17 protein-coding genes and 1 pseudogene are annotated in these 25,675 nt (G+C 37.6%); 7 read left to right on the top strand and 11 right to left on the bottom strand.

Translation table 11 applies throughout. The annotated features are described in order from the left end of the window. Positions 1-69 precede the first annotated feature (69 nt). The 8 genes from GTQ34_RS14490 to GTQ34_RS14460 form a co-directional block, all read right to left on the bottom strand. Positions 70-1,836 carry an amidohydrolase family protein gene (locus GTQ34_RS14490; protein WP_166524526.1) on the bottom strand — a complete coding sequence of 589 codons (1,767 nt, stop codon included), beginning with the start codon at positions 1,834-1,836 and terminating at the stop codon, positions 70-72. Between the two features lie 37 nt (positions 1,837-1,873). After that, on the bottom strand, positions 1,874-2,452 hold the full coding sequence (locus GTQ34_RS14485) for a hypothetical protein (protein WP_166524525.1): 579 nt from the start codon (positions 2,450-2,452) through the stop codon (positions 1,874-1,876). Then, on the bottom strand, positions 2,434-3,330 hold the full coding sequence (locus GTQ34_RS14480) for a M61 family metallopeptidase (protein WP_166524524.1): 897 nt from the start codon (positions 3,328-3,330) through the stop codon (positions 2,434-2,436). The genes GTQ34_RS14485 and GTQ34_RS14480 overlap by 19 nt, the downstream gene beginning before the upstream one ends. Positions 3,331-3,425: 95 nt before the next feature. Then, a complete protein-coding gene (locus GTQ34_RS14475; RefSeq protein WP_166524523.1) occupies positions 3,426-4,484 on the bottom strand; it encodes a helix-turn-helix domain-containing protein in 1,059 nt (352 codons plus the stop codon). Between the two features lie 160 nt (positions 4,485-4,644). Beyond that, a complete protein-coding gene (locus tag GTQ34_RS17045) occupies positions 4,645-4,977 on the bottom strand; it encodes an integrase core domain-containing protein (protein ID WP_417936292.1) in 333 nt (110 codons plus the stop codon). Between the two features lie 96 nt (positions 4,978-5,073). After that, on the bottom strand, positions 5,074-5,559 hold the full coding sequence (locus GTQ34_RS17040) for a helix-turn-helix domain-containing protein (protein ID WP_417936291.1): 486 nt from the start codon (positions 5,557-5,559) through the stop codon (positions 5,074-5,076). Between the two features lie 297 nt (positions 5,560-5,856). Next, the gene (locus GTQ34_RS14465; protein ID WP_166524522.1) at positions 5,857-6,963 is read right to left on the bottom strand and encodes a sensor histidine kinase; all 1,107 of its coding nucleotides are present in this window, start codon (positions 6,961-6,963) and stop codon (positions 5,857-5,859) included. After that, positions 6,960-7,742, bottom strand: coding sequence for a LytR/AlgR family response regulator transcription factor (locus GTQ34_RS14460; RefSeq protein ID WP_208103903.1), 783 nt, complete (start codon positions 7,740-7,742; stop codon positions 6,960-6,962). The genes GTQ34_RS14465 and GTQ34_RS14460 overlap by 4 nt, the downstream gene beginning before the upstream one ends. A 329-nt stretch (positions 7,743-8,071) precedes the next feature. On the opposite strand from GTQ34_RS14460, the gene GTQ34_RS14455 reads away from it, so the two are divergent. The 7 genes and pseudogenes from GTQ34_RS14455 to GTQ34_RS14425 all read left to right on the top strand — a co-directional run bounded on the left by GTQ34_RS14455 (position 8,072) and on the right by GTQ34_RS14425 (position 22,153). Beyond that, on the top strand, positions 8,072-11,329 hold the full coding sequence (locus GTQ34_RS14455) for a SusC/RagA family TonB-linked outer membrane protein (protein WP_166524521.1): 3,258 nt from the start codon (positions 8,072-8,074) through the stop codon (positions 11,327-11,329). A gap of 19 nt (positions 11,330-11,348) precedes the next feature. Beyond that, positions 11,349-13,082 (top strand): SusD/RagB family nutrient-binding outer membrane lipoprotein, encoded by a 1,734-nt coding sequence (locus tag GTQ34_RS14450; RefSeq protein ID WP_166524520.1) that lies wholly within the window; start codon positions 11,349-11,351, stop codon positions 13,080-13,082. Between the two features lie 33 nt (positions 13,083-13,115). Continuing rightward, complete coding sequence (locus tag GTQ34_RS14445; protein ID WP_166524519.1) at positions 13,116-14,003, top strand: hypothetical protein; 888 nt, start codon at positions 13,116-13,118, stop codon at positions 14,001-14,003. 848 nt (positions 14,004-14,851) lie between these two features. Beyond that, a pseudogene (locus GTQ34_RS14440) lies at positions 14,852-16,191 on the top strand (IS3 family transposase). Positions 16,192-16,347: 156 nt separating this feature from the next. Then, the gene (locus GTQ34_RS14435; RefSeq protein ID WP_166524518.1) at positions 16,348-17,307 is read left to right on the top strand and encodes a hypothetical protein; all 960 of its coding nucleotides are present in this window, start codon (positions 16,348-16,350) and stop codon (positions 17,305-17,307) included. 6 nt (positions 17,308-17,313) lie between these two features. After that, the gene (locus tag GTQ34_RS14430; protein ID WP_166524517.1) at positions 17,314-18,678 is read left to right on the top strand and encodes a hypothetical protein; all 1,365 of its coding nucleotides are present in this window, start codon (positions 17,314-17,316) and stop codon (positions 18,676-18,678) included. Positions 18,679-18,712: 34 nt separating this feature from the next. After that, positions 18,713-22,153 (top strand): alkaline phosphatase family protein, encoded by a 3,441-nt coding sequence (locus GTQ34_RS14425; RefSeq protein WP_166524516.1) that lies wholly within the window; start codon positions 18,713-18,715, stop codon positions 22,151-22,153. Between the two features lie 178 nt (positions 22,154-22,331). Here the strand turns inward: GTQ34_RS14425 and GTQ34_RS14420 are convergent, their stop codons facing one another. From GTQ34_RS14420 to GTQ34_RS14410, 3 genes are all read right to left on the bottom strand, one after another. After that, the gene (locus GTQ34_RS14420) at positions 22,332-23,027 is read right to left on the bottom strand and encodes a nucleotidyl transferase AbiEii/AbiGii toxin family protein (protein ID WP_166524515.1); all 696 of its coding nucleotides are present in this window, start codon (positions 23,025-23,027) and stop codon (positions 22,332-22,334) included. Continuing rightward, positions 23,021-23,539, bottom strand: a complete 519-nt coding sequence (locus GTQ34_RS14415) for a hypothetical protein (RefSeq protein ID WP_235915050.1) — start codon at positions 23,537-23,539, stop codon at positions 23,021-23,023. Before GTQ34_RS14415 ends, GTQ34_RS14420 begins: the two co-directional genes overlap by 7 nt. A 401-nt stretch (positions 23,540-23,940) precedes the next feature. Beyond that, positions 23,941-25,473, bottom strand: a complete 1,533-nt coding sequence (locus GTQ34_RS14410) for an alpha/beta hydrolase (RefSeq protein WP_166524514.1) — start codon at positions 25,471-25,473, stop codon at positions 23,941-23,943. Between the last annotated feature and the right edge of the window lie 202 nt (positions 25,474-25,675).

Genomic DNA, 25,675 nt, shown 5'->3' with positions numbered 1-25,675 from the left:
CGTAGCTGTTTTTAGGGAAACTTACAAAAAGGGCAAGGCTACAAAATGACCATTGGCAAATACCTAGATTTAATTATTGTTCTCTTCAATAATTGATAAAGTATTAGAAATCATTTCTGATGATATATACTGCCCTCTATAAATAACTGCACTTATTTTTTGTGAGTTTGTAATATTATCCAATGGATTTGCATCAAGTAAGACGAGATCGGCATACTTGCCTTTTTCTATTGTTCCCAGAATGGAATCTTTTTTTAAAAACTGAGCCACATTTAATGTTGCTGTTTTTAATGCTTCATAAGGCGGTATTCCGGTGTCCGCTAAAAACTCCAGCTCTTCATGCATTGATCTGCCCGGAATAACCCATGGAATTCCAGTATCCGTTCCAGCCAGTAATGGGACATCTTGGTCGAACAATGCCCTGGTAGTACAGTTCAAAAGTTCTTTCTGTCTGATAAACCCTTTGGCTATGATTTTTTTTATATTTCTACCTGTTTGTGCCTCTCTATCCCACCACTCCTTGGAATATGAATTGATCAAATTCATTTCTTTTCTTGCCCTTATTTCCTTTAATAAAGAATCATTATGATGCAACGCAATATAGTGATAGGCAGTCAGGTTAGGGCAAACAAAAATCTCCGCCTCTTTGGCCTTTGTGGCTACCTTATCGATATACCATGGTAAGGTTTTACAAGACTGTACAGTCAGATAAAAGGATGAAACCAGTAATAGCAGCACCAACAAGTTTATTGCTCTATATCTAAAGGTTTTTATCGTTTTGACATCATTGACATTCTTAAAAAAAAGAATGCCCATAGAAAACAGTAATAAAATCAAAACAATCCGAACGAGTACACTATCAAAGAAATATCCATTTACAGGAGGAACAGAAAATAAAAATAACAGGATAAAAACAAAGTGGGCCAGGATTACTTTTCCAGAATAAAATCTTGTTTTAAACCTATGAAGTTTTTTCTTTTTTAAAATCAAATGAAAGAAAAGGTGAAAAACCTCGATTATCACAAGTGCTATTAAAGATAATATCCCCGCAAAAAAAAGTATCTGCCATTGTCTGGTAATAATCGGCTGAAAAGCGGTATACATAAATTCCTCGCCATGTGCAAGATTATGCTTGTTCTTCCATACTTCTGATATTGATAAGTTGCGTGGGGCATGGCCAATTACCGGGATATTATTTTTATTAGATACATTATGCAAGCGCTCAAATGATTCACTGCTCAGGGAGCCATGGGTTTTAATAAGATCAAATCCCGCTTCTACTTGCCTGATTACTTCATTTTCTACTTCCATTGGTGAAGTGAAAAAAGGTTCATTTATATAATTTCCTGCCGTAAAAATTCGTGGATACCAACCCTCTATTGACCCCTTCGAAAGACCATTTCTGAAATCAAGAATTCTTTTGTTTCCATTTAGGTTGATTAAAGATGTCACTCCGTACGATAAGTAAATAGGGGCGTCGCTATAAAATTCACCTGTAAAGACCTCGTCAATATGGGCATGTGCATCCATTAACCCGGGGATTAAAAATTTTAATTTGCCATTGATAACTAAGGTCGTTGGGTCAGTTTCGTGTAATTGATATTTTGACGGTATTATGCTATCAATTACACCTTTAGATATATAGACATTTTGATTATAACTAATAGCATCTGATAACATACTGATCACATTGACACCCTCAATTATCAATTGCTCTGCACTTTGTATTTCCGGGAGTGACTTTTCTGAAACATTTTGTGATTTCAGTTGAAAAAGGCCAAATAGCATACTTGTCAGTATGCATAGTGATAAACGAATTAAATTGGAAATTGTCATGTTCTTATCGTTTTTACAATTAGGAAAGATGTGCTATTTAGTAGTTGTAAATTGACCTTCTTATTTTTTTCGCCAAATTATCTGCCTTCCCAGATGGGGCTATGTATGTTTCATCATACATTTTTGTAATTTGTAATCCTGCTTTAGCCAGATGCATTTTAGGATTTAGTATCTCCGTGCCCATAACATATTTGTCAAATAATAATGTCAAATCGATTTCAGCGACCTTGTTTACATATTTGATTATATCCTCCAAGCTGTACATTTTGTCTTTCATAGCAAAATCTTGATACATACTACGTAGTACCTCTCTTAATCCGGCTTTGTTTACATTCGCACTTCTAATCTCAATATCAAGTATTAGAGAAAAAAATGTTCCAAGACCATAGACTTTCATCCTGTTCTTGTGCTTGTTGTCACCTGCCCTTTGGAGTGACATACTTTGCCCCATTACGGTAGACAAAAAATATCTTCTGTATGAATTTTCAATCTTCTTCTCAATGGTATTTTTTGACATTGAACCATTTAAAGCTTGCACTTGTATGCTTAAATATTCGGTGACGCCTTCTCTAAACCATTCCATTTGTTCTTTTGGAATTAATTTCTCCCATTCCACAGATGAAATGTTTCATGTATCATTCCATGTCCCCATAGCACCGAACTGTTATCACTAATAGGTTTTTCAAATAACATGCTATAGCTCTGATTAAAGGCTCCGCCGGCAATCTCCCCTTCGTTAAAAACGATTAGGTAATAATCCCTCGGTGTTCCACCAAACAAATCTCTAATTGCAACCATATTTGGTTTTAGGTAGTAAAGGATTGTCTCTCTTTTGGCTTCCAGAGATGCTCCTATAATGACCCTTAAGTTTACCCCACCAATTTTTATAGTCTCTTCTTTGTGCTCGCCGATATAAATTACATTTTCACGTAAATCAATTCCTTTAACCCTTTGGAATTTCATTTGTGAATTGTTATTCGTCCGAGCAGTACTAACTTTCCAGGATTCAGGCAAAATAAATTCAACATTATTCGAATTGCCTTCATCCCAAGAGGGTATTATAAAAAGATATTTTCCAATGATCATAACCCCGTCTTCTTCTCGATTAGCAACTTCCTCCAACCCAAATGGCCGATTATACAAATAATGCTCAATCAGAAGATCATATTCCACAACAATCTTTTCTTCATGATTTTCGAGATGCCACTCATAAAAATCTTCTTTGTTAAAAGCGTTTAAAATGGCAACATTTCCGTTTTGGTCATGAATATTTAAGTTCCGTACAAAACTGGCCGGACCATTTGGCAAGTCGTTTGGAATTTGAATAGGCATATAGAGACGATTTTCGGAAGTTTCCATATAAGCAATAACATGAATTTTTGAGTAGTCGCTAAGCTGCACTTCATATTTTACTTGTGCTTTCAGAATACCTATGCTGCTGATGATGAGAACAAGAATGGAAATAATCCGGATTTGATAAAAGGAATTTTTCATAAGTGGTCAACTTTGCTAGAACAATATTAGCAACAATGGTTGACCATTAAAAAAAGGATGCATCCGTAATTGCAAATACGGATATATGAGTACAATTAAAATCTGCGTTTTATGAAATCCTTAGGTGTAGTCCCTGTTTCTTTCTTGAACGCTTCGTAAAAAGAGGAGGTGGATTTAAATCCTGATTTTTTGGCAAGCCCGGCAATTGTATAGTTGTAATGTAGATTTGATTGAAGATTATGAACGACTTCTTTGATTCTGTAGGAATTGATATACTCATTAAAATTTTTATGGTGAACATTGTTTAGATGAGCACTTAACTTAAAATATGGTATTTCAAGAATATCAGACAGCTCTCTGATGTTCAATCCGGGTTTTCTGAAATATTTCTTTTCCCATATTACTTTGTCGATATTTTGATATTGTAATTGTTCATTTAAATTGATATTTAAATATTTACCCTGCTCATAATTATTTGAGGTTGAATTTAATTTTTTAAAAGAATACCACACAATAATTAGAGTAAAACCCAATGCAATGTTTAGACTAACAATTGGATTGACAGGCTCAATAACCCTAGAATAAACAAATAATGACAAATTTAAAAGCCAAATTAACCCAACCCCAAATATCAGCAGTTTTGGCAAAAACAAGTCTTTAACTCTATTGTTGTTTAGGAGCTTCAGGGGTAGTAGAATGTAAGTCAAAAAATGGAGATTCCATATCACTTTTAATGCTGTACTGTCGAGAACTCGACTTCTAAGAAAAAGAGCAATTTCAGTTGTGGAAATCAAGGAGCAAAGAAGTATAGTAATACACAGATAAAATGGCACAAAATGAACAGATTTTGCCTTTAAATAATTTTCATTCTCACTAAGGGATTTTATATAAATGAACAATAAAGGTGACAAGGTAAAATTAATGGCATTGCTAAAATCTTCAAAAGTTTTGAAGAAGTGAGATAGACCTGCACTATTAATAATGGTGTTTAATATTATAATCGAGAAGGTTAGAAAAATTAACGAAATGGTAAGGTTTAAATAGCTACATTTTCTGCTATTGCGTCTTAGAAACATGATGAATAATAGAAAACCATTTCCCGCACCCAATGCATTTAACAGTAAGGAGACATCACCAAAAGTTGCTACATTCATAATTCTAGTATATATAATTGACGAATGAATAAAACAATTATTACATTTAATTTTTTCAATTCATCGGCTTATTCCTGTTTCTTTTCTTAAACTCCTTTGCCATTGGGGTGATAAGCATAAACTAGTACTGCGCTACTTTAGCTAAAATGGCACCAAAACCTTATTTTTTCAAGTGATGCATTAAGATTTCATAGGGTGTCTTTCCTGTAAATGCACCATGGTACCTATCAAAGTTATAAAAGTCCTCCCATTGCTTTATTTTTTTGTTCAAGTCCACATCTCCAGAGTAGTTCAGTAGCTGATAAAACCCCTTCTTGTCGGTGAGGTGTGACCGCTCCACCTTTCCGTTGAGCTGTGGTCTTTCTACCTTTATATAACGTTGCTCCATGCCAAGGTCCTTTACATGCCAGTTAAACCTGGATTGGAACTCGTGCCCGTTGTCGGTCTGGACCGTATGGATACGGAACGGGAACTTGTCGACCACGTAATCCATAAAGTCAATGGAGCTTGATTGGTTGTGCCTTTCATATATTTTCAATGCCCTGATACATGTGCAATCGTCAATGGCCCTGTACTGGTGCCGTTTTATCTATTTTCCTTCGTTGGTGTGGAAGACCAAGCACTTGACATCCACTTGGACATGGTGTCCCGAGGTTTCCTTGGCATATCGTGCCGGTCCCATGGCCCTCTTGGCAATGTTCCGCTTGAGTGGTTTTACGCCATTCCTTTTCAGGGTTCTACAGACACTTGATTCGGAGACATTGATGTCATGGTATCTTTCCAAGTACCATTTGATACACCATGTGCCAAGTTTGTATTCCTTTCTAAGGTTCAACATCAGTTCAACTGTTCTTTGATTAATTCTCTTGGGGCAGGTATCAGCTTCTCTCCTTTTCCTTAAAAGACCCTTTGCACAATGTTCATCAAACCTTCTTTTCCAATTGAAGCAAGTGCTCCTGCTCACATTGAACATTTCACAGGTCTCCTTGACCTTGCCATAATCCTTTGCAAATTCCAGTACCCTTAGTTTGAACTTCCATCTCAAACAATGTTCAATTTCCCTTGTCTTTTCCATGTCAAAAGTGTCTCTTGATTTATTATCATAATAGCACACTTTTAGTTGATGTAGTCACAGTTTATTTCCCAATTCAGAATGTTCTTCAAATATTTGTTTTCAAAGAATGATTATTACGTGAAAGCTTGAAGCTTGTTGAAAATGTATTATACTTGAATCCATATTATTTTGGTTAAAACACCTATTGGTACAATTAACTTACTTTCATTCTAACCTTCACCAAAGATTGGGGTGTCTACAGTTTCAAATGGCCCATGTGCGGTTTTACCCCTATTAAATGCATTACCATTAGACTTTTTAAGATATTGGTAAAAGCAGTTTATATCTGACTCCTTTTAAAGCAGTTCTATTCGAAAGTTCAAATTGATAATTACCTGCATATAATGAATCCAATCTTTCTTTTATGTTTCTCAAGCCCATACCTTTGGTCAATACCTTATCGAAATTTCCACTCATTGGTTTGCCATTATTTTCGACAATAATTTTAATCTTACCGCTGCAACGAGTAATCTTTATTAAGATATTTAAGTTCAAATGATTTTTTGAATATCCATGTTTTACACAATTTTCCACAATAGGTTGTAATAATAGGCTAGGCACCAGTAGAGAATTTATATCAGAATCTATCTCTTTTCTGAATTCAATATGATCTGAAAATCGGACCGTTACAATTTTAATATACCTGTCCATAAGCTCAATCTCTTTTTCAAGTAAAATGAAACGCTTTTTGCTTAAGTCAAGAATCATTCGAAGCAGTTCCCCAAAATCTCCTATGGTATTTTGCGCTTCCTTGCGATTAACTTCTATTAAACCAGATATTGTATTCAATGTGTTAAAAAAAAAATGTGGCTGTAGCTGAGATTGAAGAGCACTGATTCTGCTATCGTTTAACTGATTTTTTATGATCTCTTCTTTCAATTTAGCTTCCTTTACTTCATTTAAGTAATAATAAATGTAGATTACTCCAGTAAGACAAAAATATATTGGAAATGTGACATCGATATACCTTATTATATAGGTAAGAATTCCCTGGATGCTAAAATCAGAGTAATAGTCCATGCCAAAAAGGTTGTGCAATAAACTCAATCCGATAAGTATGAGCAGGCCCATCATAAAAGATAAAAATATATGTAAAAGAATAACATATAAAAACTTCACACGCTTTATAATCACATATCTAATAATAATTGTCAACAATGTCATTACGGATATTACAACAAAAAAATCAAGTAGATGAAATTTCAATATCGAGGACCAAGTCCTATTTGAATACTCCATTCCATTAACTTTTAAGTATCCAACCTTGAGTAAAGAGACAAGAGAAAATGATGTATAGAAGTAAATCATCAATAGCACTAATTTTTTATCTATATACCCTGAATATTTAAGTGCTTGGTTTTTCATTCTGCTCCAAGTTTGCTCAAGAAAGTTTTCTTATTTGATTTACTTACCCTAAATAGTTTCATATCTAGCATTTTGGTATCAATCTCACCATAATCTGAAAAGACTACTTCTTGAATCATATTAATATTTACTATGGTCGAACGGTGAATTCTAATAAAACAATTGGGGTCCAATTGATTTGTAAGTTTTGTAAGAGAGGTTCTTAATACATATTTCTTTTGATTGGTAAATATCTCAGCATAGTAGCCATTTGCAACAATGTACTTGATATCATTAGTATTTATGATAGTAGCTTTATTTCCCAATTTTATAAGAAGCCGTTCTTTTTTTGAGTAAAATTGATTGGCATTGGGGGCCTTCACATAGGATATCAAATCATTTAGCTTTTTTTCATAAAGATTGGCATTTGACTTTTTTATATGCTCTATTGACCTCCTTAAGGATTGGTAGAATCTATCATCTTTAAACGGTTTCAATAGAAAATCAAAAGCGAAGAAGTCAAATGCTTGTAGAGCATACTGATCATAAGCTGTTGTGAATATTATAACGGGGGGAGCCTTTACCTTCATTTTTCGTATTACATCAAACCCGGTCATATCTTTCATTTTAATATCAAGAAAGATAATTTGTGGTTGAATCTTGTTGATGCAACTAATTGCATTTTCTGCATTGCCACATTCTGCACTTATTTGAACCAGTTCATCACTGAAATCGTTTATAAGATTTGATATTCTTTTTCTTGCAATAGGTTCGTCATCAACAATAATGCCCTTTATCATCTTTTCAAATTATGTATTTGAACATACTTTTTTATACAAGTTAAGAATAAAAGGACAACGCAGAAATAATAGGAATTCGCTTAAATCATGATATTGATGCTTACATCAATATGTGTTGATAGAAATCATTTATAGAGTAGTTTAAAGCTTTGATGATATAAAAGCTTCAACACCTGAATGTAGTTTGAAACCGCTCTATAGATAGCTACACAGCGATTTATCAATTATTCAAATCAAAATCCGTAGCACTTAAATCATTCCGCCCTAATAGTGAGGAACATCACAATACATTCGTGATTATCTAACTCAAATAACTCAAACTATTTAAAATGAGAAAACAATTAAGGATTCCCCTTTTCTTGTGGGGTTTTGTATTAATGAGCATAAACGTCATAGCTCAAGACAATTTAATTTCCGGTAATGTAACGGACCAAAATGGGATACCATTACCAGGCGTAAACATAGTCGTTCAAGGTACCCTTGAGGGAACCCAAACCGATTTTAACGGAGCATACACAATACGAGCGAGTGAGGGTCAAACCCTTGTATATACCTATATAGGACAAAGGAGCACTACAAGGTTGGTCGGTGCGGGAAATACGATTAATGTCCAGATGGAGGAAGATACCCAGACACTGGAAGAGGTCGTAGTAACTGCACTGGGTATCAAAAGAGAAAAACAAGCTCTTGGTTATGCTGTGGCAGAAGTTGGATCCGAACAAATTGAACAAAGAGCCGAAGGGGATATTGGAAGAGTCTTATTAGGTAAGGCCTCTGGTGTCAACATTACTCAACAAAGTGGTCTTTCAGGGTCAGGTACAAATATTATAATTAGGGGATTCAATTCTTTCAGCCAAAGTAATCAACCTCTCTTTATTGTGGACGGAGTGCCATTTAATGCAGACACCAATACCTCAGGTAGGCAAGGGGAGCGACAAGATTTTATCAATGGCAATAATGGCTCCAGCAGGTTTTTGGATTTAGATCCTAATAGTATTGAGAGTGTGAATGTGCTAAAAGGTTTGGCTGCCGCAACCCTTTATGGTTCTTTAGGTCGAAACGGAGTGATACTGATTACTACAAAGACGGGTAGCGGTGCACAAGGAGCTAAGAAAACCGAAATTACTCTAAACTCTTCCTTTTTCTTCAATGAAATAGCCTCTACACCCAATTATCAGGATCAATATGGTGGAGGTTTTGACCAATCCTTTGGTTGGTTCTTCAGTAACTGGGGCCCAAGCTTTGATAGAGACGGTGTGGCGGGTTGGGGCAATAGTTCAGCCTTCGATGACCAAGGCACGCTACCTCACCCTTACTCTACATCCACTGCGGGTCAGCAGGCTTTTCCTGAATTTTCTGGTGCAAGATATAAATGGCAACCATATGATAGTTTTGAGAACTTCTTCAGAACAGGAAGCGTTATCAATACTTCAATCAATGTTAGTGGATCTTCAGAAAGTGGGAAAGTTTCGTATAATGCTAATTATGGGTACCTGAAGGATAATGGGTTCACTCCGGGCAATAGTCTTAACCGAAACAATTTAGGAGTTGGCGGTCGTGCATTGCTCAGCAATAAATTCAGTGTTACTGGAACTCTAAACTTTGCCAGGACAAAATTCGTTTCTCCCCCTGTGGCCTTAAGTCAGGGCAATGGGGCGACTGGATCTGGATCTTCTGTATTCGGTGACCTATTCTTTACCCCACGTAGTATTGATGTGCTTGGTCTCCCGTTCCAGAGCCCTATCGATGGGCGCAGTATTTACTACCGCAATGGCAATGATATACAACACCCAATTTGGACAGTAAACAATGCCGGTACTGAGCAAGAAACCAATAGGATTTTTGGACAAGCATCACTTCAGTATGAATTGAATGATAATCTGAATGTTATCTATCGTGCTGGGATTGATGTATATAGTGAAAACAACTTGAACTATCAAAACAAGGGAGGCGTGAACGGTAATGTTCCGCAGCCAAGATTGGCCAGTGGAATTTATGAGACTTGGAACAATACAAATACGATATGGGACCACAACTTTGCGATCAATGGTGATTATGACCTTACCGAAAAGATAGGAACCACCTTTAACATAGGAGTTAATTCCAGAAGAGAGCTATTTGAACAACAAGGAGTCGCAAGTGACGCCCAACAAGCATTTGGGGTGCTGCAACATTTCAACTTCTTAAATCAAAATGAGATCCAGGGGTCTTCAGAGAGAAATCTTGTGGGACTTTACGGTCAAATGGAATTTGATTACGACAATTATGTTTTTTTAACTCTAGCTGGAAGGAATGATTGGGTATCCAACTTAACAAAAGAAAATAGATCTCTTTTCTATCCTAGCGCGAGCCTTTCCTTCGTGCCGACAACTGCTATTGATGGATTGAAGAGCGACAAAATACTAAACTACCTTAAGTTTCGTGCAGGTTATGGTACCTCAGCTGGATTTCCTGATGCTAATTCTGATAATTATCCTGTGGCAAACAGGTTGGTTTTAGACACTCAGGATTTTCAGGACGATACCGGAACTAATATAGTAACCAACACAACCAGTTTAACACTCGGTAATCCAAACCTTAAACCAGAAAGGGTAGACGAGATTGAAGCTGGTATTGAATCACGTTGGTACAGTGGAAAAGTAACACTGGATGTGTCGGTTTATAAGAGAATAACTAGTGACTTAATTGTATCGCAGCCATTGGATCCCTCCTCGGGGTTTTTTCAAACAAACACCAATGTTGGAGAGATAAAAGGAGAAGGAATAGAAATAGATTTAGGACTTAATCTATTTAGAGGCAATGCAGAAGGTGATTTTGATTGGAAGACCAATTTTAATTTTACTGCCAATGAAAGTGAGGTGACTGATCTTGGTCAAGATACTGACTTGATAGTATATTCTGGATTTGGCAACTTGGGCAATGCAGCAATAGAGGGAGAGCCTTTAGGGGTCATTTATGGTTCTCGAATCCTTCGGGATGCTAATGGAGAGTTCGTGATAAATGCTATTGGAGATTATGTGCAAGATCCACAGGATGGAGTTATTGGAGACCCAAACCCAGATTGGGTTGCGAACATAATCAACACCTTCTCCTACAAGAATTTCACACTGGGTTTTCAATTGAACTATACTCATGGGGGGGATATATATTCCGGTACTATTTCTACCTTGCTGGGTCGAGGCCTGATTGTGGAGACAATAGATAGAGAAAACACCTTTGTTCTTCAAGGTGTGCAGGCTAGCGATGGCCGTATCAACGATGTCCAAATCAATAACTCAGATTATTTTTTCAATAATATCCTCAATGGACCCTCAGAACTACAGGTATTTGATGCCACAGTTATAAGATTACAAGAATTATCGTTGGGGTATTCACTTCCTAAGAAATTTTTAGATAGGACTCCACTTGGATCGCTATCATTTACCGTGTCGGGTTTCAACCTATGGTATGATGCCATTAATACCCCAGATGGCGCAAACTTTGATCCAAATGTTTCCGGAACAGGTGTAGGTAATGGTTTTGGGTTTGATTTTCTAAACGGTCCAAGCTCAAGAAGATACGGATTCAGCGTAAAAGCAACATTCTAAAAATAAAAAAGATAGAAAAATGAAAAATATTATAGGATACAAAATATTCGGTCTTATGACTTCTTTGATGGTATTGTTTTCCTGCGAGACAACGGAGCTGGACCTTACACAAGACCCCAATTTCTTGACCCCTGATAAGGCGGTTCCCGATTTCTTTCTAAATTCAATTCAAGAAGATTTTGCAAGACAAATAGACGGGGATGCAAATGGAGATGCAGGTGATGGATTTGTTACGGGGGGATTTCAAAATGGTGATGGTCTTTCTCCCTTGGGAATGGAACTTACAAGGGTCATGCAAATGCGAAGCAGGGATTATGCCAGTGCCTATCAGGATAGTGATTTTGATGATGAGTGGATCAATGCATATCAAGGGATTCTATTCGATATTCGGACTATGACCCCCACCGCGGAAGAAGCTGGCCTGACCAGACATTTGGGGATAGCTCAGTTCATAGAAGCTTATATTATCTCTTCCTTGGTAGATTTTTTTGGTGATATTCCCTATACAGAAGCTGTAAGGGCCCCTGAAATCTTAAACCCTGTTTTAGATAGTGGCGCATCAGTATACGATACCGCTTTTGTGCTATTAGATCGGGCAATTGTTAATTTCACTAATTCGGCATCAGCAGATCCACCAACAGATTTCTTTTATGCAAATGACTATTCAAAATGGGTAAAAGCAGCTAATACATTAAAATTGAAATTGTTATTGCAGACAAGACTTGTGAATCCTGGTGCAATTGATGAATTCAAAACGATTGTGGCTTCTGGAACCTTCATTCAGGATTCGTCTGATGATTTTGACTGGAATTGGCCTGGAACCAGTGCAGCCTTGCCAGACAATAGACATCCCAGATATGGATTAAATTATGCGCCTACCGGTGGTTCGGATTATACCTCCAACTGGTTAATGAACCAAATGCAAATCAATAATGATCCCAGAATAAGGTATTATTTTTATCGTCAAACGGCCCAGGTTCCCGGACAAGAGATTGAACCTAACGAACAAACTATTCGTTGTTCTTTGCAAACTGCGCCAGCACACTATGTGGATGGAGGGTTTACTTTCTGTAGCTTGCCTAATGGTTATTGGGGTCGTGACCATGGTGATGATGAAGGCACCCCGCCAGATGGTCTATTACGATCGACATGGGGGGTTTATCCGGTAGGTGGACGCTTTGATGATAGCAGTTTTAGTCCAGTTGGACAATCTTCCAATGTGGCATCTTTAGGAGCTGGAGGCAACGGAATTACACCAATACTCGACGCTTTTATGGTTGACTTCTGGAGAGCGGAAATTGCCCTTTTGGAAGGTAATGTAAGTGAAGCTCAAATATTTTTTGAGGCTGGCTTGACTAAACAAATTGCCAAAGTAAGAAGCTTAGCCTCTAATGATACCAATTCCGATCTATCATTGGAGCCAAGCGATTCTGATATTGCGAATTTCGTAAATGGTGTAGTTGCTTCCTTTGCAGCAGCGTCGGGTACAGATCAGTGGAATATTTTTGGAGAGAACTATTTTGTTTCCCACTACGGTAACGGAATAGAAGTGTATAATTTTTATAGGAGAACAGGCTATCCTGCAACCCTTCAACCAAATCGGGAACCTAATCCTGGAAATTTTCCTAGATCTATGTTCTATCCCAATCAAGCGGTGAACTCAAACTCCAATATCTCTCAAAAATCTAATGTAGAGGTCCAGGTGTTCTGGGACACTAATCCAAGCGGGCCGTCATTTCCAATGGCCAACTAAATTACCAAAACAATGTTCTATAAATCATAAATTATGAAAAATCTAAAAAAATATATCTACCTGTTGACTCTGTCCATTCTGTTTTTTTCTTGCAGTTCTGAAGAAAAATTAGTGGAGGAAGTACTTGCAACTACCCCAAATGGCGTTGTTCTCAGAACAATATCTGTAAACAGCTCTACATTTGATTTTTTTGACCCCGCTAAAGAATGGAGTGTCACTTTGGAAGTACAGGATGCTGAAAATGGCGAACTTCTATCAGAAATTGATATTTACATGACTTTTATCAATGATGGGATTGGAGAAAATGAAACTTTGGTAAAGACCGTATCGGCTTCAACTTTTTCAACTGGTCCCTTTGGATTACCTCGAGGAGATATTTCGATTTCTTTGTCGGAGGCTCTTAATGCACTAGGTCTTCAAAATGGTGATTATGACAGTGCAGACTCTTTCAATATTCGCTTAGCAGCCAAATTAACCGATGGAAGAGAGTTTACCAATAGGGCTGCTGGAACTGTACTAAACGGTTCATTTTTTAATTCTCCTTTTGCGTATTCTGCACAGTTTTTTTGTGAACTTGCAGATGCCTCATTATTTGACGGAAATTATACCGTTGTAGAAGATGTTTGGGTAGATTATGTACCTGGGGATGTAGTGCCAGTTCAATTTGTTTCAAACTTCACGTTCCGAATTTTATCGACAAACAATCCCTTCATTGCAAATACAGGCACTTCGTATATGGAAGTTACAATTGATCCTTCCACTGGAAGTGCCACCATGAAGGTTAATGAGCCTTTTGACTATGGAATTCCTATTGATGTAATCGGTGTAGGAAGTGTTGGTACTTGTACAGGGAGCATTACACTGAATCTCGAATTTGTTGGTTTTGCAACTAACCAAACATTTATACTGGTTAAGAATTAGGATGGGAAGATTTTAGATTATTTGAAGTGAAACGTAAAAAACCACCCTATTAAGGATGGTTTTTTTGAATAGTGGGTGTTGGGCGGTAAATTTTATTTTTTATGATTATTTCTAATTATTGTTAATCAATATTTAGGTTGCCTTACATCATATTTGAAGTCCTTCAAATCATTTGTCAATAAGTGCATCAGTCAATCTATTATTTTAGATTATTATTTTCAATCCATTGAGTTTATTCTTCGTTTGGATTGTTTGAATTAGCTATTAAAGGGAGTCTTCGGACTCCCTTTATTTATGGATATCTTTTAATGATGCAAGAGCAACATTTGATTTAAAGAAGGGAATCACAAGAATGACATAAAGACTCGATTCCATTTAGATATTATGGATTTGGTTAAAGACATTGGAAGTTCAAAAACTCTAATAGCAATTGGTAAAGGGATAAGAATCTTATTTACCTTGAACTTGGGTTGTATTATGGGGCATTATTTTTTTTGGATGCAATCTCACGGATGATTTAGGTCTCGCTTAAAAGATTGAAAAACATTGGAATTTTTGAAATTTGGAACAATCAAATAGAAAAATTAAATTCCTTGAAGAGACCCATCAATAAAAAAAGGGGTTGAACGGGAAGCTATACTGAAATTAAAAAATCATCTCTTTGTAACAACCATATTGATGTATCCAAAATGTATCCAAAAATAATGTAATGATTGAAAATTGGATAAGCATGGAGTGCAAATCTTCAACTAAAAGTGGACTGAAGCTGATCTAAAGTTAAGTGATGGTTTTGTCATCTTCAAGGCTAGCCTTGAAGATGGATTCATTAACCATTTAAATCACTTAAAATGACAAAGAAGAAGAACACGGAATCAATCGTAAAGGACATCAAAAGGAATACAAGGAGGAAGTTCTCCGCCGAGGAAAAGATCCGTATCGTGCTGGAAGGGTTCAAGGGAGAGGAATCGGTATCCGGCATCTGTCGGCGTGAGGGTATTGCCCCGGCACTGTACTACCGTTGGAGCAAGGATTTTCTTGAAGCAGGAAAAAAATGACTTATGGGCGACACCATGCGCGAGGCCAATACCAGTGAGGTAAAGGAATTGCGTGGGGAGAACTCCCAGCTCAAGGAAACCGTGGCCGAACTGTTGCTGCAGAACCTGGTGCTCAAAAAAGGTACCAATGGCTTAGGGTAAAATGGAGGAAGTACATGCGATTTACCCAAAAGGAGAAATATGAGATCATACATCTGGTGGAGACATCCGAGATAGGCGTGAACAGGACATTGAAGGAAATAGGGATAAACAAGAGCACCTTCTACAACTGGTACGGCAAGTACCTCGAAGGTGGCTTTGACGGACTTGCACCCAACCATAGGGCACGCAATACCTATTGGAACAGGATCCCCGACAAGGTCAGGTTGGAGGTCGTGGAGATGGCCCTGGACTTCCCGGAGGAATCCTACCGTGGACTTGCCTGCAAGATGACCGATGAACGGGAATACTATATCTCAGAGAGCAGTGTCTACCGCATACTGAAGTCCCTTGGACTGGTGACATCCCCGGCCTTTGATACCATGGCCGCCCCACAGGAGTACAGGGACAAGACCACAAGGGTGCACCAGATGTGGCAGACGGACTTTACCTACCTGAAGATTGTCGGGTGGGGCTGGTACCATCTCTCGACCATATTGGACGATTACAGCCGTTATATCGTCCATTGGGAACTCTGTCCCTCGATGAACGCCGGAGATGTGGAGAAAACGGTGGCAAGGGCATTGGAAAAGGTATCGTTGCCCAAGGAGAAAATGCCAAGACTGCTGTCCGACAACGGGCCCTGTTACATCAGTGGCGAACTGAAGGAGTTCATAAAGGAAAGGGAGATGGAGCATATCCGCGGAAAACCGAACCATCCACTGACGCAGAGCAAGATAGAGCGTTACCACCGTTCGATGAAGAACATCATCAAACTGGACAACTACTATCTGCCGGGGGAGCTAAAGGAAAGATTGGAAGAGTTCGTGGACTATTACGACAACAGGAGATACCACGAATCATTGGACAACCTGACCCCAGCGACCGTATATTTTGGACGGGACAAGAAAATATTGGAAAACCGTAAATTGATAAAGAAAAGAACGATGCTCAAAAGAAGGAAAGAGCACCAAATTCAAAAGTTGAAACTATGACTTAACTTTAGACCGGGCCAGTCCTAATTCGTTTGAAGACGTACAGGATTTTCGTAAGTAATTAAATATCATTATATTATAGTCCCCAATAGACTCTTTTCCCCAGAGTATTCCATTACTAATCTTCACAAGGGCTTTCAGATAAGTTCAACCGAAATGAGAATCATTATAACCAAAATATTGTTGTTTCTATTATGCCTTCCTTCTGGAGGAATCTTGCTATTAAAGATGTACGGCGTTATTCAAATGCATCAATCTACCTATATTTTGTTTTTACCGTCTTTACTGTTATTGATTTTCACAGCAGGGTTTTTATGGTATAAAAAGGACGGATTGTTGCATGTTTTGCTTTTAGGATTCCTGGGTGGTCTGGTTGGAACAATAGGATATGACCTTATTCGCATTCCTTTTATGCTTATGGGTAGCCGCATATTCGCACCGATTTCCATGTATGGGATGTGGTTGACCGATGCGACCGTAAGCACTTCATTTTCAGACTTGATAGGCTGGCTTTATCATTTTTCAAATGGAATTACTTTTGGTATTATGTATGCCTTGTTTATGAAAGGCAGGAATATGTGGTGGGCGGTTTTTTATGCATTACTCTTGGAGACCATTTTTGTAATCTCTCCCTTTGGGAAATTATTTGGTCTTACAGGCAAACCAATGGCGTTGATTGCGGCATATCTAGGCCATGTGGCATATGGATATCCTCTTGGTAAAATGGTTCAAAATCATCAAGTGTCAATGGAGACCATAAACTTCTTCAGAAAGGGCTTATTGTGGTTTTTTTCAATTACCCTGATTACCACAATAGTTTTATGGAGTATCTCATCAAAAGAAATAAACGCTGACCCCAATTTTACTTTAAAGAATAAAAAGATCAGTCCGGGTATTATCCGTGTCGATAGAGGATCAATGCTATATTTTCAAAATCAAACTTCATCCGAGGTAACATTTTTATTGCCTTTACTAAATGAAGAAATTCCCGTAGAACCTGACGGCAAATCATCTAGGTTATTGGAATCATTCGGAATTTTTCATGTACTCATACAAGAGGATAGTGCAATTAAGGGGGTATTCATTCTATGTGAACCCGTGGAACAATATAAATAGTCAATTATGGAAATCAACTATTCAAAAAAAACCGTTCATTCAATTCTAAGGTATATAGGCTACTATTTGTTATGGGGATTGGCATTTAACCTTTTGATCTTCGTACTTGTTTGGTATTTGAGCAAATGGGATTTCAAACAAGTTTATTACAATCCATATTTGTCACCCTATAATGGTTTAATAGTTTGGATATTGATCGGGGGCATTAGGGGATGGTACAAGCGGAATAGGAAGAGAACAATGACCCTTAGAAAATGGGCAAGCACTTTTCTGTACATCGCCGTGTTTGGCGCATTTATGATTTCTCTTCAAATTTATTATGTGCATAAAAAATATCCGGGCTGGTACGATTTACCAGTTGATAGTACTACCTGTGTAAAAAAATTCCATTCCTATTGGTTGGTTAAAGACAATGAATACTTTAGAAGAATTGATGAGTGTTTGAAAACTAAAAAATTAAATGAAGGAGAATCTTCTGTGGGAGTTGCCTACAGATCAAATAATATCTCCGTTCATAAAACCAGGTTGATTGATTACGATGTAATTACACCTAAACTATTGTGGATTTTAATAGTATTTAGTGTAATTACCCTCATAAAATTGGGTGGACGATTTGGCCTTATTAATTTTTATAAAGGCACGTTGTCGTTTAGTAATTATTGGTATAATGGCATATCAAAAATTAATTTCAAAAGCTTCGAACTAATATTGTTAGGAGCTGTCAGTACTATTATTTTATTGGCCTTAATGCCAAAAATTAATGGATTTCCCAGTAAGCAACTCCCTTTGGTTTTGTGCATTGCATCGATCGTACTGTCCCTTCGCCTTTACTTTTTCAAAACTGTAAAGATTGATGATCACTCGTCAAAAGGATTGCCCAAATGGTTCCTGTTCATCACAGGAATAACAGTTTCCTGTGTGCTCTTGATGGTAATGGGAATGAAGGCCATGTATTATTTAATGGTTCTAACAGGCGGTGGATTTTTATTGTTGCAAAATAGAGTGCCCCCGGCAGCTGTTAAATCAATTATTATTGTACTTTTTGTTTTGGATCCTGATTTTTTGTTTGCCGACGATGGCGCATGGCCAGAAGGAAAAGGTTTTGACAAATTCATGGATGACACGGCAGGTGGTGTTGGTGTTGATGGTGCTAAGGAAAAAGCTGGAACAGCGGTTCTTGTTGTCGATACCGCTTTGGATGACGACAAAGACCAGGAAGTTACCATCACGGAACCCGATAAAAAGGAAGAAACCGACGAAAACCAAGATTATGACAATGAAGCGTTGGACGAATTGGATTTTGATGAAGATAATGATATGGATGATGATTTGGAAGGCCCCAAAATCAATCTACCACTTGGAGAAGATTAAAGATATTGATTGAATAAATTTTAAATTTCTAGCTATGTCAGTTCATCAGTTAACCTTGTTTTTGTTTTTTATCCTTAGCACAAATCCCTTGATGGGACAGGTAGACTATAGAGCTTCCTGGTTGATGGTTAAAAAAAACTCTGGAGCACCTACCTCCCAAGATACTACTATCATCAATATTGTCATTAAGAATGACAAAATGAAATTTCAGAGACTAAATGAAAGGAAAGCGGTTTACGACGGTACTGTTCAATCTGATGGAAGTTTCACAGTTTCATACGTTTATCCAACTGTAGGTGATGTTCCAGACCTCTCCGATTCTTTAAATCCGAGGAATCCGGAGATTTTAGAGCTATTTACAAAACAAGAGAACAAATTGGCATTTACAGGTGTCTTTCGGCCATTGGGGGAATCGGAAATTCAATGGCGAAGACCAAATTTTGATCTACAAACGAAGCTCAGAAAAGATGACGATATAGTTACGGACTATGTACTCATTCCGAATCCAAGAATCAGTATTGGCAACGGGAACGGTCAACAGATTAATTTGACCGCTAATTTCTCAAACCCTTTTCCTGAAGTAATTATTGATGATGGATCTATTCATATCGAACAGTTGTCCAATAACAGCCTATCCCTATCCTTTTCGGCAACCATTACGGATTTCCTTGATGATGTTGTTGAAAATGACGCGGAACTTAAGGGCATATATCTTGAGTATTTAGACCCCTCCTCCCAAGATTTTCAAATAAGTAGACGTCTCAATTTTAATAAATCCCCCAGTAAGCCTACAAAATGGAGACCTTATGCCCATAACTATAAAATCTCTGTCCAGAACGAATTAGTGCCTGTTTTTGGTGAAGAAACAAGCGTAAATGTAAGAGCTGTCAATGCACTCGGAAACGAAACAAGTGCATCAATTGTTCTATTAGCTTCAGGGGAAAAGAATAATTCAGAAATATCCAATGATCCATCATTTGAACCTGTACGGTTTAAACACCAAAAGTTTGAAGTAAGCAATGGTATCGGATCGGGTTACAACAACCCTGTTCAAATAAATGTGACCAAATCCAATTTTGTTAGAAGTGTTGGGGATCAGATTGATGCTGACTCGATTGTTTTTGCTGGTAAATATTTGAATATGATTCCCAATCCAAGTCCCAACAAACCAAATGAGTTTAACTTGGAAGCACCAATCATTGGATTGGACTCTATTCCAGAAACATTGAATGATGTCCCCAATCTATTTTCTATCAACGACTTTCAGAATTATACACTAAAATACAACGATGTGGAAAGGGAGCTGCATTGGAATTTTACGGCGAATAGTCCGGCTAATATATATACCTACGCATTGGGCCTCACATACAATCATCTTGTTGGCTCAACACTGTTTTTCAACCATGATATTACGGAAGTTCTTGGGATCTTTGATGAGCGTGAGCCCAACAAAAAAATAATTGATGGGAAAAATATTACGGTCAATACTATTCAAAGACGAGCTTTGACCTTCAAACAATTACGTTTTACAATTCCATTTGAGAAAAGTTTAATCGGCAAAACAGTTTTTATTAAAGCTAGAATAAAACGAAAGGGAGCAGCTAACAATAGTGCAAGAACGGAGGCCCTAGGGGCTTTTAAGATAGGTACTTTAAAAACAATCATTATTGGGGTGGACGGATTTGCCTATCAATCCGCGTTTAATTTGATCAACAATCAAAATAGTTGGGCCAACGGGTTTCAGAAAGCGTTCAATTGGTTGCGCAATGATGATGCAATTAAGGAAAAAGTATTATCGGCCATCCCTACAATAACCTGGTGCAACTGGACAGGGATTTATAGTGGTAACCCACCACGCGAACATGGTATTATTGGTAACTCCTATATCGGATTCAACTCTTCATTTAGGCTTATTAATCTTGCACAAAGCTTTGGAGCGGTCTCATCTGGTTTTAATGAGGATGCTTACGAAAGTGGGGGTAGCTTGTTTAATGATATTTCTTCTGTGTACCCCATCGACAGAACAAAAAAGCTAAAGGTATATACCGCGTTTCCTTGGTATAACAAAGTGGACGATGAGAAAGTGGATATATCATCCTATGGTTACATTAAATCATTTCTACTCTATTTGGGTAAGACCATTAAGAATATTTTTGTTTCGTTCGAGTTTTCTTTTTCGGGTTTTGACCTTTTTGCCCATAGCCCTGATGGTGCCCGGACTCTGGATAAGACCACTTCAGATGTGTTCACCAATAATATTGCCAATAAATTACTTGCCAGTAGAAGCAATCCTATTGATGTTGTGTCTCTCTATTTCCCTGGGCCGGATAACATGGCGCATTATCTGGGTGACGAAGCGCCAGAAGATTTTGAACCTCCGTATCATTTTGAGAAAGGGCTTACCATAAACACTGGAGATTACCATGATGGCCCTAAACTTCCTGAAGTAAGTAGGCCCTTGAAAGCCATTGAAGAACATGCTACTATTGTAACGGATTTTTACTTTAGAAAGAACTATGGATTTTTGTATAACAACGGATTACAATATTCTACGATGTTTGTGCTATCTGCAGATCACGGGTTGCACGCTTATATTAATGAACCTGATGATAGCTTTAATGTTCTGCCCGAAGACATTGTTGTGCCTTTGACAAAACACATTGAAACTTTTTTCAGCAATCCAATAAACAGGCCGTTGTTTACAGATTATAAAAAGGAATTGCAACCAATTAACCCCAATGTTACGGAATTTGCCAATTCTGGGATTGTTCAATATTCCCCCAATGGTGGGATGGGACATATTTATACCAGGACCAGATCGCCTAGAATGAATAATATTTTGGCAAAAGAATGTGCCAAATTTCTGTTTTTGGCTTCAACAGGTAAGGGTAAACAATATCAGATTCAAAGTCAAAAGCTTGGACCAAAGAAAAATAGAGCTAATAATGGTAGGCTGGATAACGGAGCATTCGGTGCAAAACCTGCAATATTCATCAAGGCATGTGCTAGCAATGTGGATTGTAATGATCGTCATATGGGGAAATATCGTTGGGTTAAAGATGTTAGTTCACTCAATAGTGACATTACATTTGGTACAATTGATGAATATTTAAGAGCTAGTGGACATCAAAATGATTGGCCTGATTTTGAGGCGAGGTTGGAAGAGTTAAACGATAAAAGTACAACAAGTAGATCAGGAGATGTTGTGGTTTTTACAGATGGTGCCATGGGATATCTGACTGTGAATAGTGGCGATCAATACAATGGATGGCATGGTGGCGCCACAGAGTCTGAATCCTATATTCCGATGTTTATAAATATTCCCGGGAAAGTAGTCGATGAGAAATTCATTAAAAATGGATTTGACAGAGCCAAGGCTGATTGGTTGCGATTATCTCCAAAATCGAAGTTCATGAGGAATTGGCATTTAAGCAGAGTCCTGTCCAAAATATATAGCGAAATTCCTAGAAAATAGTTTTAGGATTATCCCAAAACAAATCTAATATCGGACACAGTTTTTGTGCTTTCTAAATATAGATGTATAAAGACCAGAACCTAAATTTTAAATGACCTAGTTTATAGGTATTTCAACGCCTTCGCATTTTTATGCTCACCGAATAGGTGACCTTGCTTTTTCGGTGTAAAATCCCCTATTACTTACTGTCGATTATGTTATGAAGACGTTGTAGTATGATTTCCATCCGTTCATCTGCCTGGCTGTAATATAAACTGCCGCGAATGGCGGTTAGAATCGTACTATCTTTTTTGAATGCCCTCAGTTTTTCAATCAAGTACGGCTTAACTTCGCTTTCAGAAACCAGAACTTGCTTGTCAATATCTGTCGTGTAATTGAACAGGTAGGCAATATCCTCTAAATCATGGCTGGCGTAAATATCTTGTATTCCCCGGTCAAAAAACGCTTCTATCTTCGTGGCCAAAAAATAGGGTAATGGCAACACTTTGATGGTCACTTCATCCAAAACCTTTTCAATGGCTTTTTCAAAACCTTGGGCAAACCATCGATTGGATGGCGCCCATCCGACACTTTGGGTTGACATAACATCCACTTTTAAATCTTCATACCTAAACCTACAGTTCACGGTATCCTCCGCGTTTTGGGTAAACCCTTTTTCAATTAATTGCATTCGTAATTTTTCCAATTTGGCGAAAGTGGCCAGCTGAAAAGTTAGGTCTATGTCTTTGGTCGGCCTAATATCTTCGGCGGCAGGGTCGTCAATATAAAGACTTACCATGGCCCCGCCTACGTAAACTACTTCCTGGTTTAAATCCCCTAAAGCCAGAGCCACTTTTTTCGTTGCCGCTCTATTGATTAACGTGTTCTTTAGCATATACGTTGCTCTAAGAGTTCCAATGCCCTATTTTTTTCCCGTGCCCTTCCTACACGAATGGCATCCATCAAGGCCAATAATTCATGCAAAGAGGAATCTAAAGCCACGGCTTTGGGTACTGTTGGGTACAAAGGGTCTATGCTCTGCCCCCTTGAACTCCCCCTGGCATATGGCCAAACATATTTTTCCTCGCTCACGATTTCCATATCCAATGGCGGAGCACTATGGGCCGTTACAGTACCCCTTACTATGGCACCTGGGTGTTGGGGGAAAACCACCGCCAAACCACATTTGATAAAATCAAAAAATAATTTTCGGTTGACCTCCTTTCCCTTATTTATGATAAGTCCGGCATATGAAGACCTTGATATGGAACTGCTGATTTCGGACTGGCTCATATAAAGCATTTCGGACAATGCCATTTGAGTGTAGTCGGGGTCGTTTATGGCAATTAGTTTTGCCAAGACTACTATATCTTGGGGTTTCATTTGCTGCAAACTACTTTTACTCATAATTATTCCATATCGCGATATGCAATATTAGCATATAAAACATTATAAAACAATGATATAAATAAAAATATCGCGTATCGCGATACGCGATATTCTAAATTTAAAGAACAAGTTTTGCGATATTTAGATTATTTCATTCGTATAAACATTGATTATTCCAATGGATGTTTGGGTATTCATACCAATATTCATCACTAAGGTAAACTCGCAAAATTTTATTCGGAAAAGGGACGGCATAAAGCCGTTCGTTCCTCACTATTTATATACTCTATTAAAAACCAAATTTTTTAGAAAGAATTAAGCCAAAATATTTTCATAAAAAGGTTCTATGGTTCCGTAAAAAGTTGGGTTTACAGAACTGGACCAGGGCTTTTCATAGGGCACATTGTCCTCTGCAGGCTTTATTTAATTTTAAAACCATTTTTTAGCAAAAATTCTTCAGTAAGTCTTCTTCTTTCATCCGAATCCTTTTGAGAGCTTCCTCTAAAATAAAAATGTCCGGCACCAGCATAGGAACGCCAAGTGAAACTATTCTTGGTTTTTTGAATAGCATCCCTGAATTTTTCAAATTCAGAAAATTCCACCATATCATCATTCTCACCATGGAAGGCTAGGATGGGAGGAAGGTTGTCCTTTATAAGATAAAGGGGTGAGATCGTTTTTGTGTCGTAAGAAACGTTGTAAACATCTCTACCTTCAATGTCGTATGGGCAAGAACCTAAAATGATAGCATTTGGTTTTGAACTATATTTTGACGCCACCCCAAAATCTTCTCTGTCTTCAATCATACTTGAAACCAAGGCTAAATGTGCACCTGCAGAAAAACCGTCCGCCAAAATCTTGTTTGGGTCAATGCCTAATTCCTTCACATTTTCACGTACCCAAGCTATGGCAGTTAGCGCATCACTTACCGAAGCTTTTACGTCTGTACCGTATACATTTCTCTTTCGATAATCGAAAGCGATTGCAACTCTTCCATCTTTTGCTGCACCTTGACAAGCTCCATAACTCCATTCAGGCAATCCAATCGCCCAACCACCCCCGTTAAAAAATATATGGGCAGGTTTTGGTTGAGTTTTATCATGATTTTCTGGGTAGAAAATATGAGCATTAAGAGTGATACCATCTACGGTTTTGTAAACTTTAATTTCGCTGGCATCATTCCTTCTATCTTTACCCATTTTGTAGGTATCCTTAATTTCCTTTACATACTCTTGATTTTTGACGTCTTCTAAAATTTTCGCGAAAGCGTAATCAAAAGCCTCGACACGGTAGGTCCAAATATTGGAAGTAAAATGTTCCTTAATGAAAAAATCTTTCACGCTTTGATGAGCGTCCAAGTCAACGATGGCGTTGTAACGGTTATCCAAACGTTTTAAAGAAACATATTCAAGATGTGAAAACTTGTATTTTCCAGCAGAAAGAATATCAAAATAATAATTCATACATCTTTTATACTCCTTAAACTGAACTAAGGAAGGGTTATCAAAACTTCCCTTCATCACATTTTCAAAATAGTCTTTGGAGACGGTTGCGTTTTTCTTAAAGTTAGCAAAACGATGATAGTTATTTGGATACAACAACCGATAGCGTTTGTGTTTGAATGTAGTTTCAGTCAATAAGCTATCTAATATTTTCGCATCTATTTCTTCAGAATTTCTTTTGTATTTCTTGAGCAATTTTAGCACGGTTTGCTCCAAAGAATCAATGGTGAAGTTAAACGACTCCAATTCTTGACTGAATATCTTTTCACGGTTAGCCGTCACAAAAGAATCGTTTTTCTTGATAAGATTACTGTGGGCCTCCAGCAGTGGCTGCTTTTGTTCAGCAAGTGGACTTGAAGAAGTTGCCTTACCTTGGACAACAGTTTGTCCAAAAACCAATGTGAATTGGAACAGCGCAATTGGGATTATGAAATATTTAAAATTTACCATCAATTTATATTTTGGTTTTCAGGTTGATTTGTTCTCATTTGGACTATGAAATTATGTGAAGGTTTAATATGATGTTAATTTTTTATGCTTGCAGAAAACAAGCGCTATGATTATTGATAAATTATGCGTTTGAAAAACGTATAGATTTTACCACAAAGATTTCCGTAGAAATGAAAGTCATTGAAATTTAGAATTTGTGGTA

This window comes from Flagellimonas ochracea, from assembly GCF_009903685.1.
Lineage (GTDB): Bacteria > Bacteroidota > Bacteroidia > Flavobacteriales > Flavobacteriaceae > Flagellimonas > Flagellimonas ochracea.
This window is presented reverse-complemented; position numbering and strand designations above follow the sequence as displayed.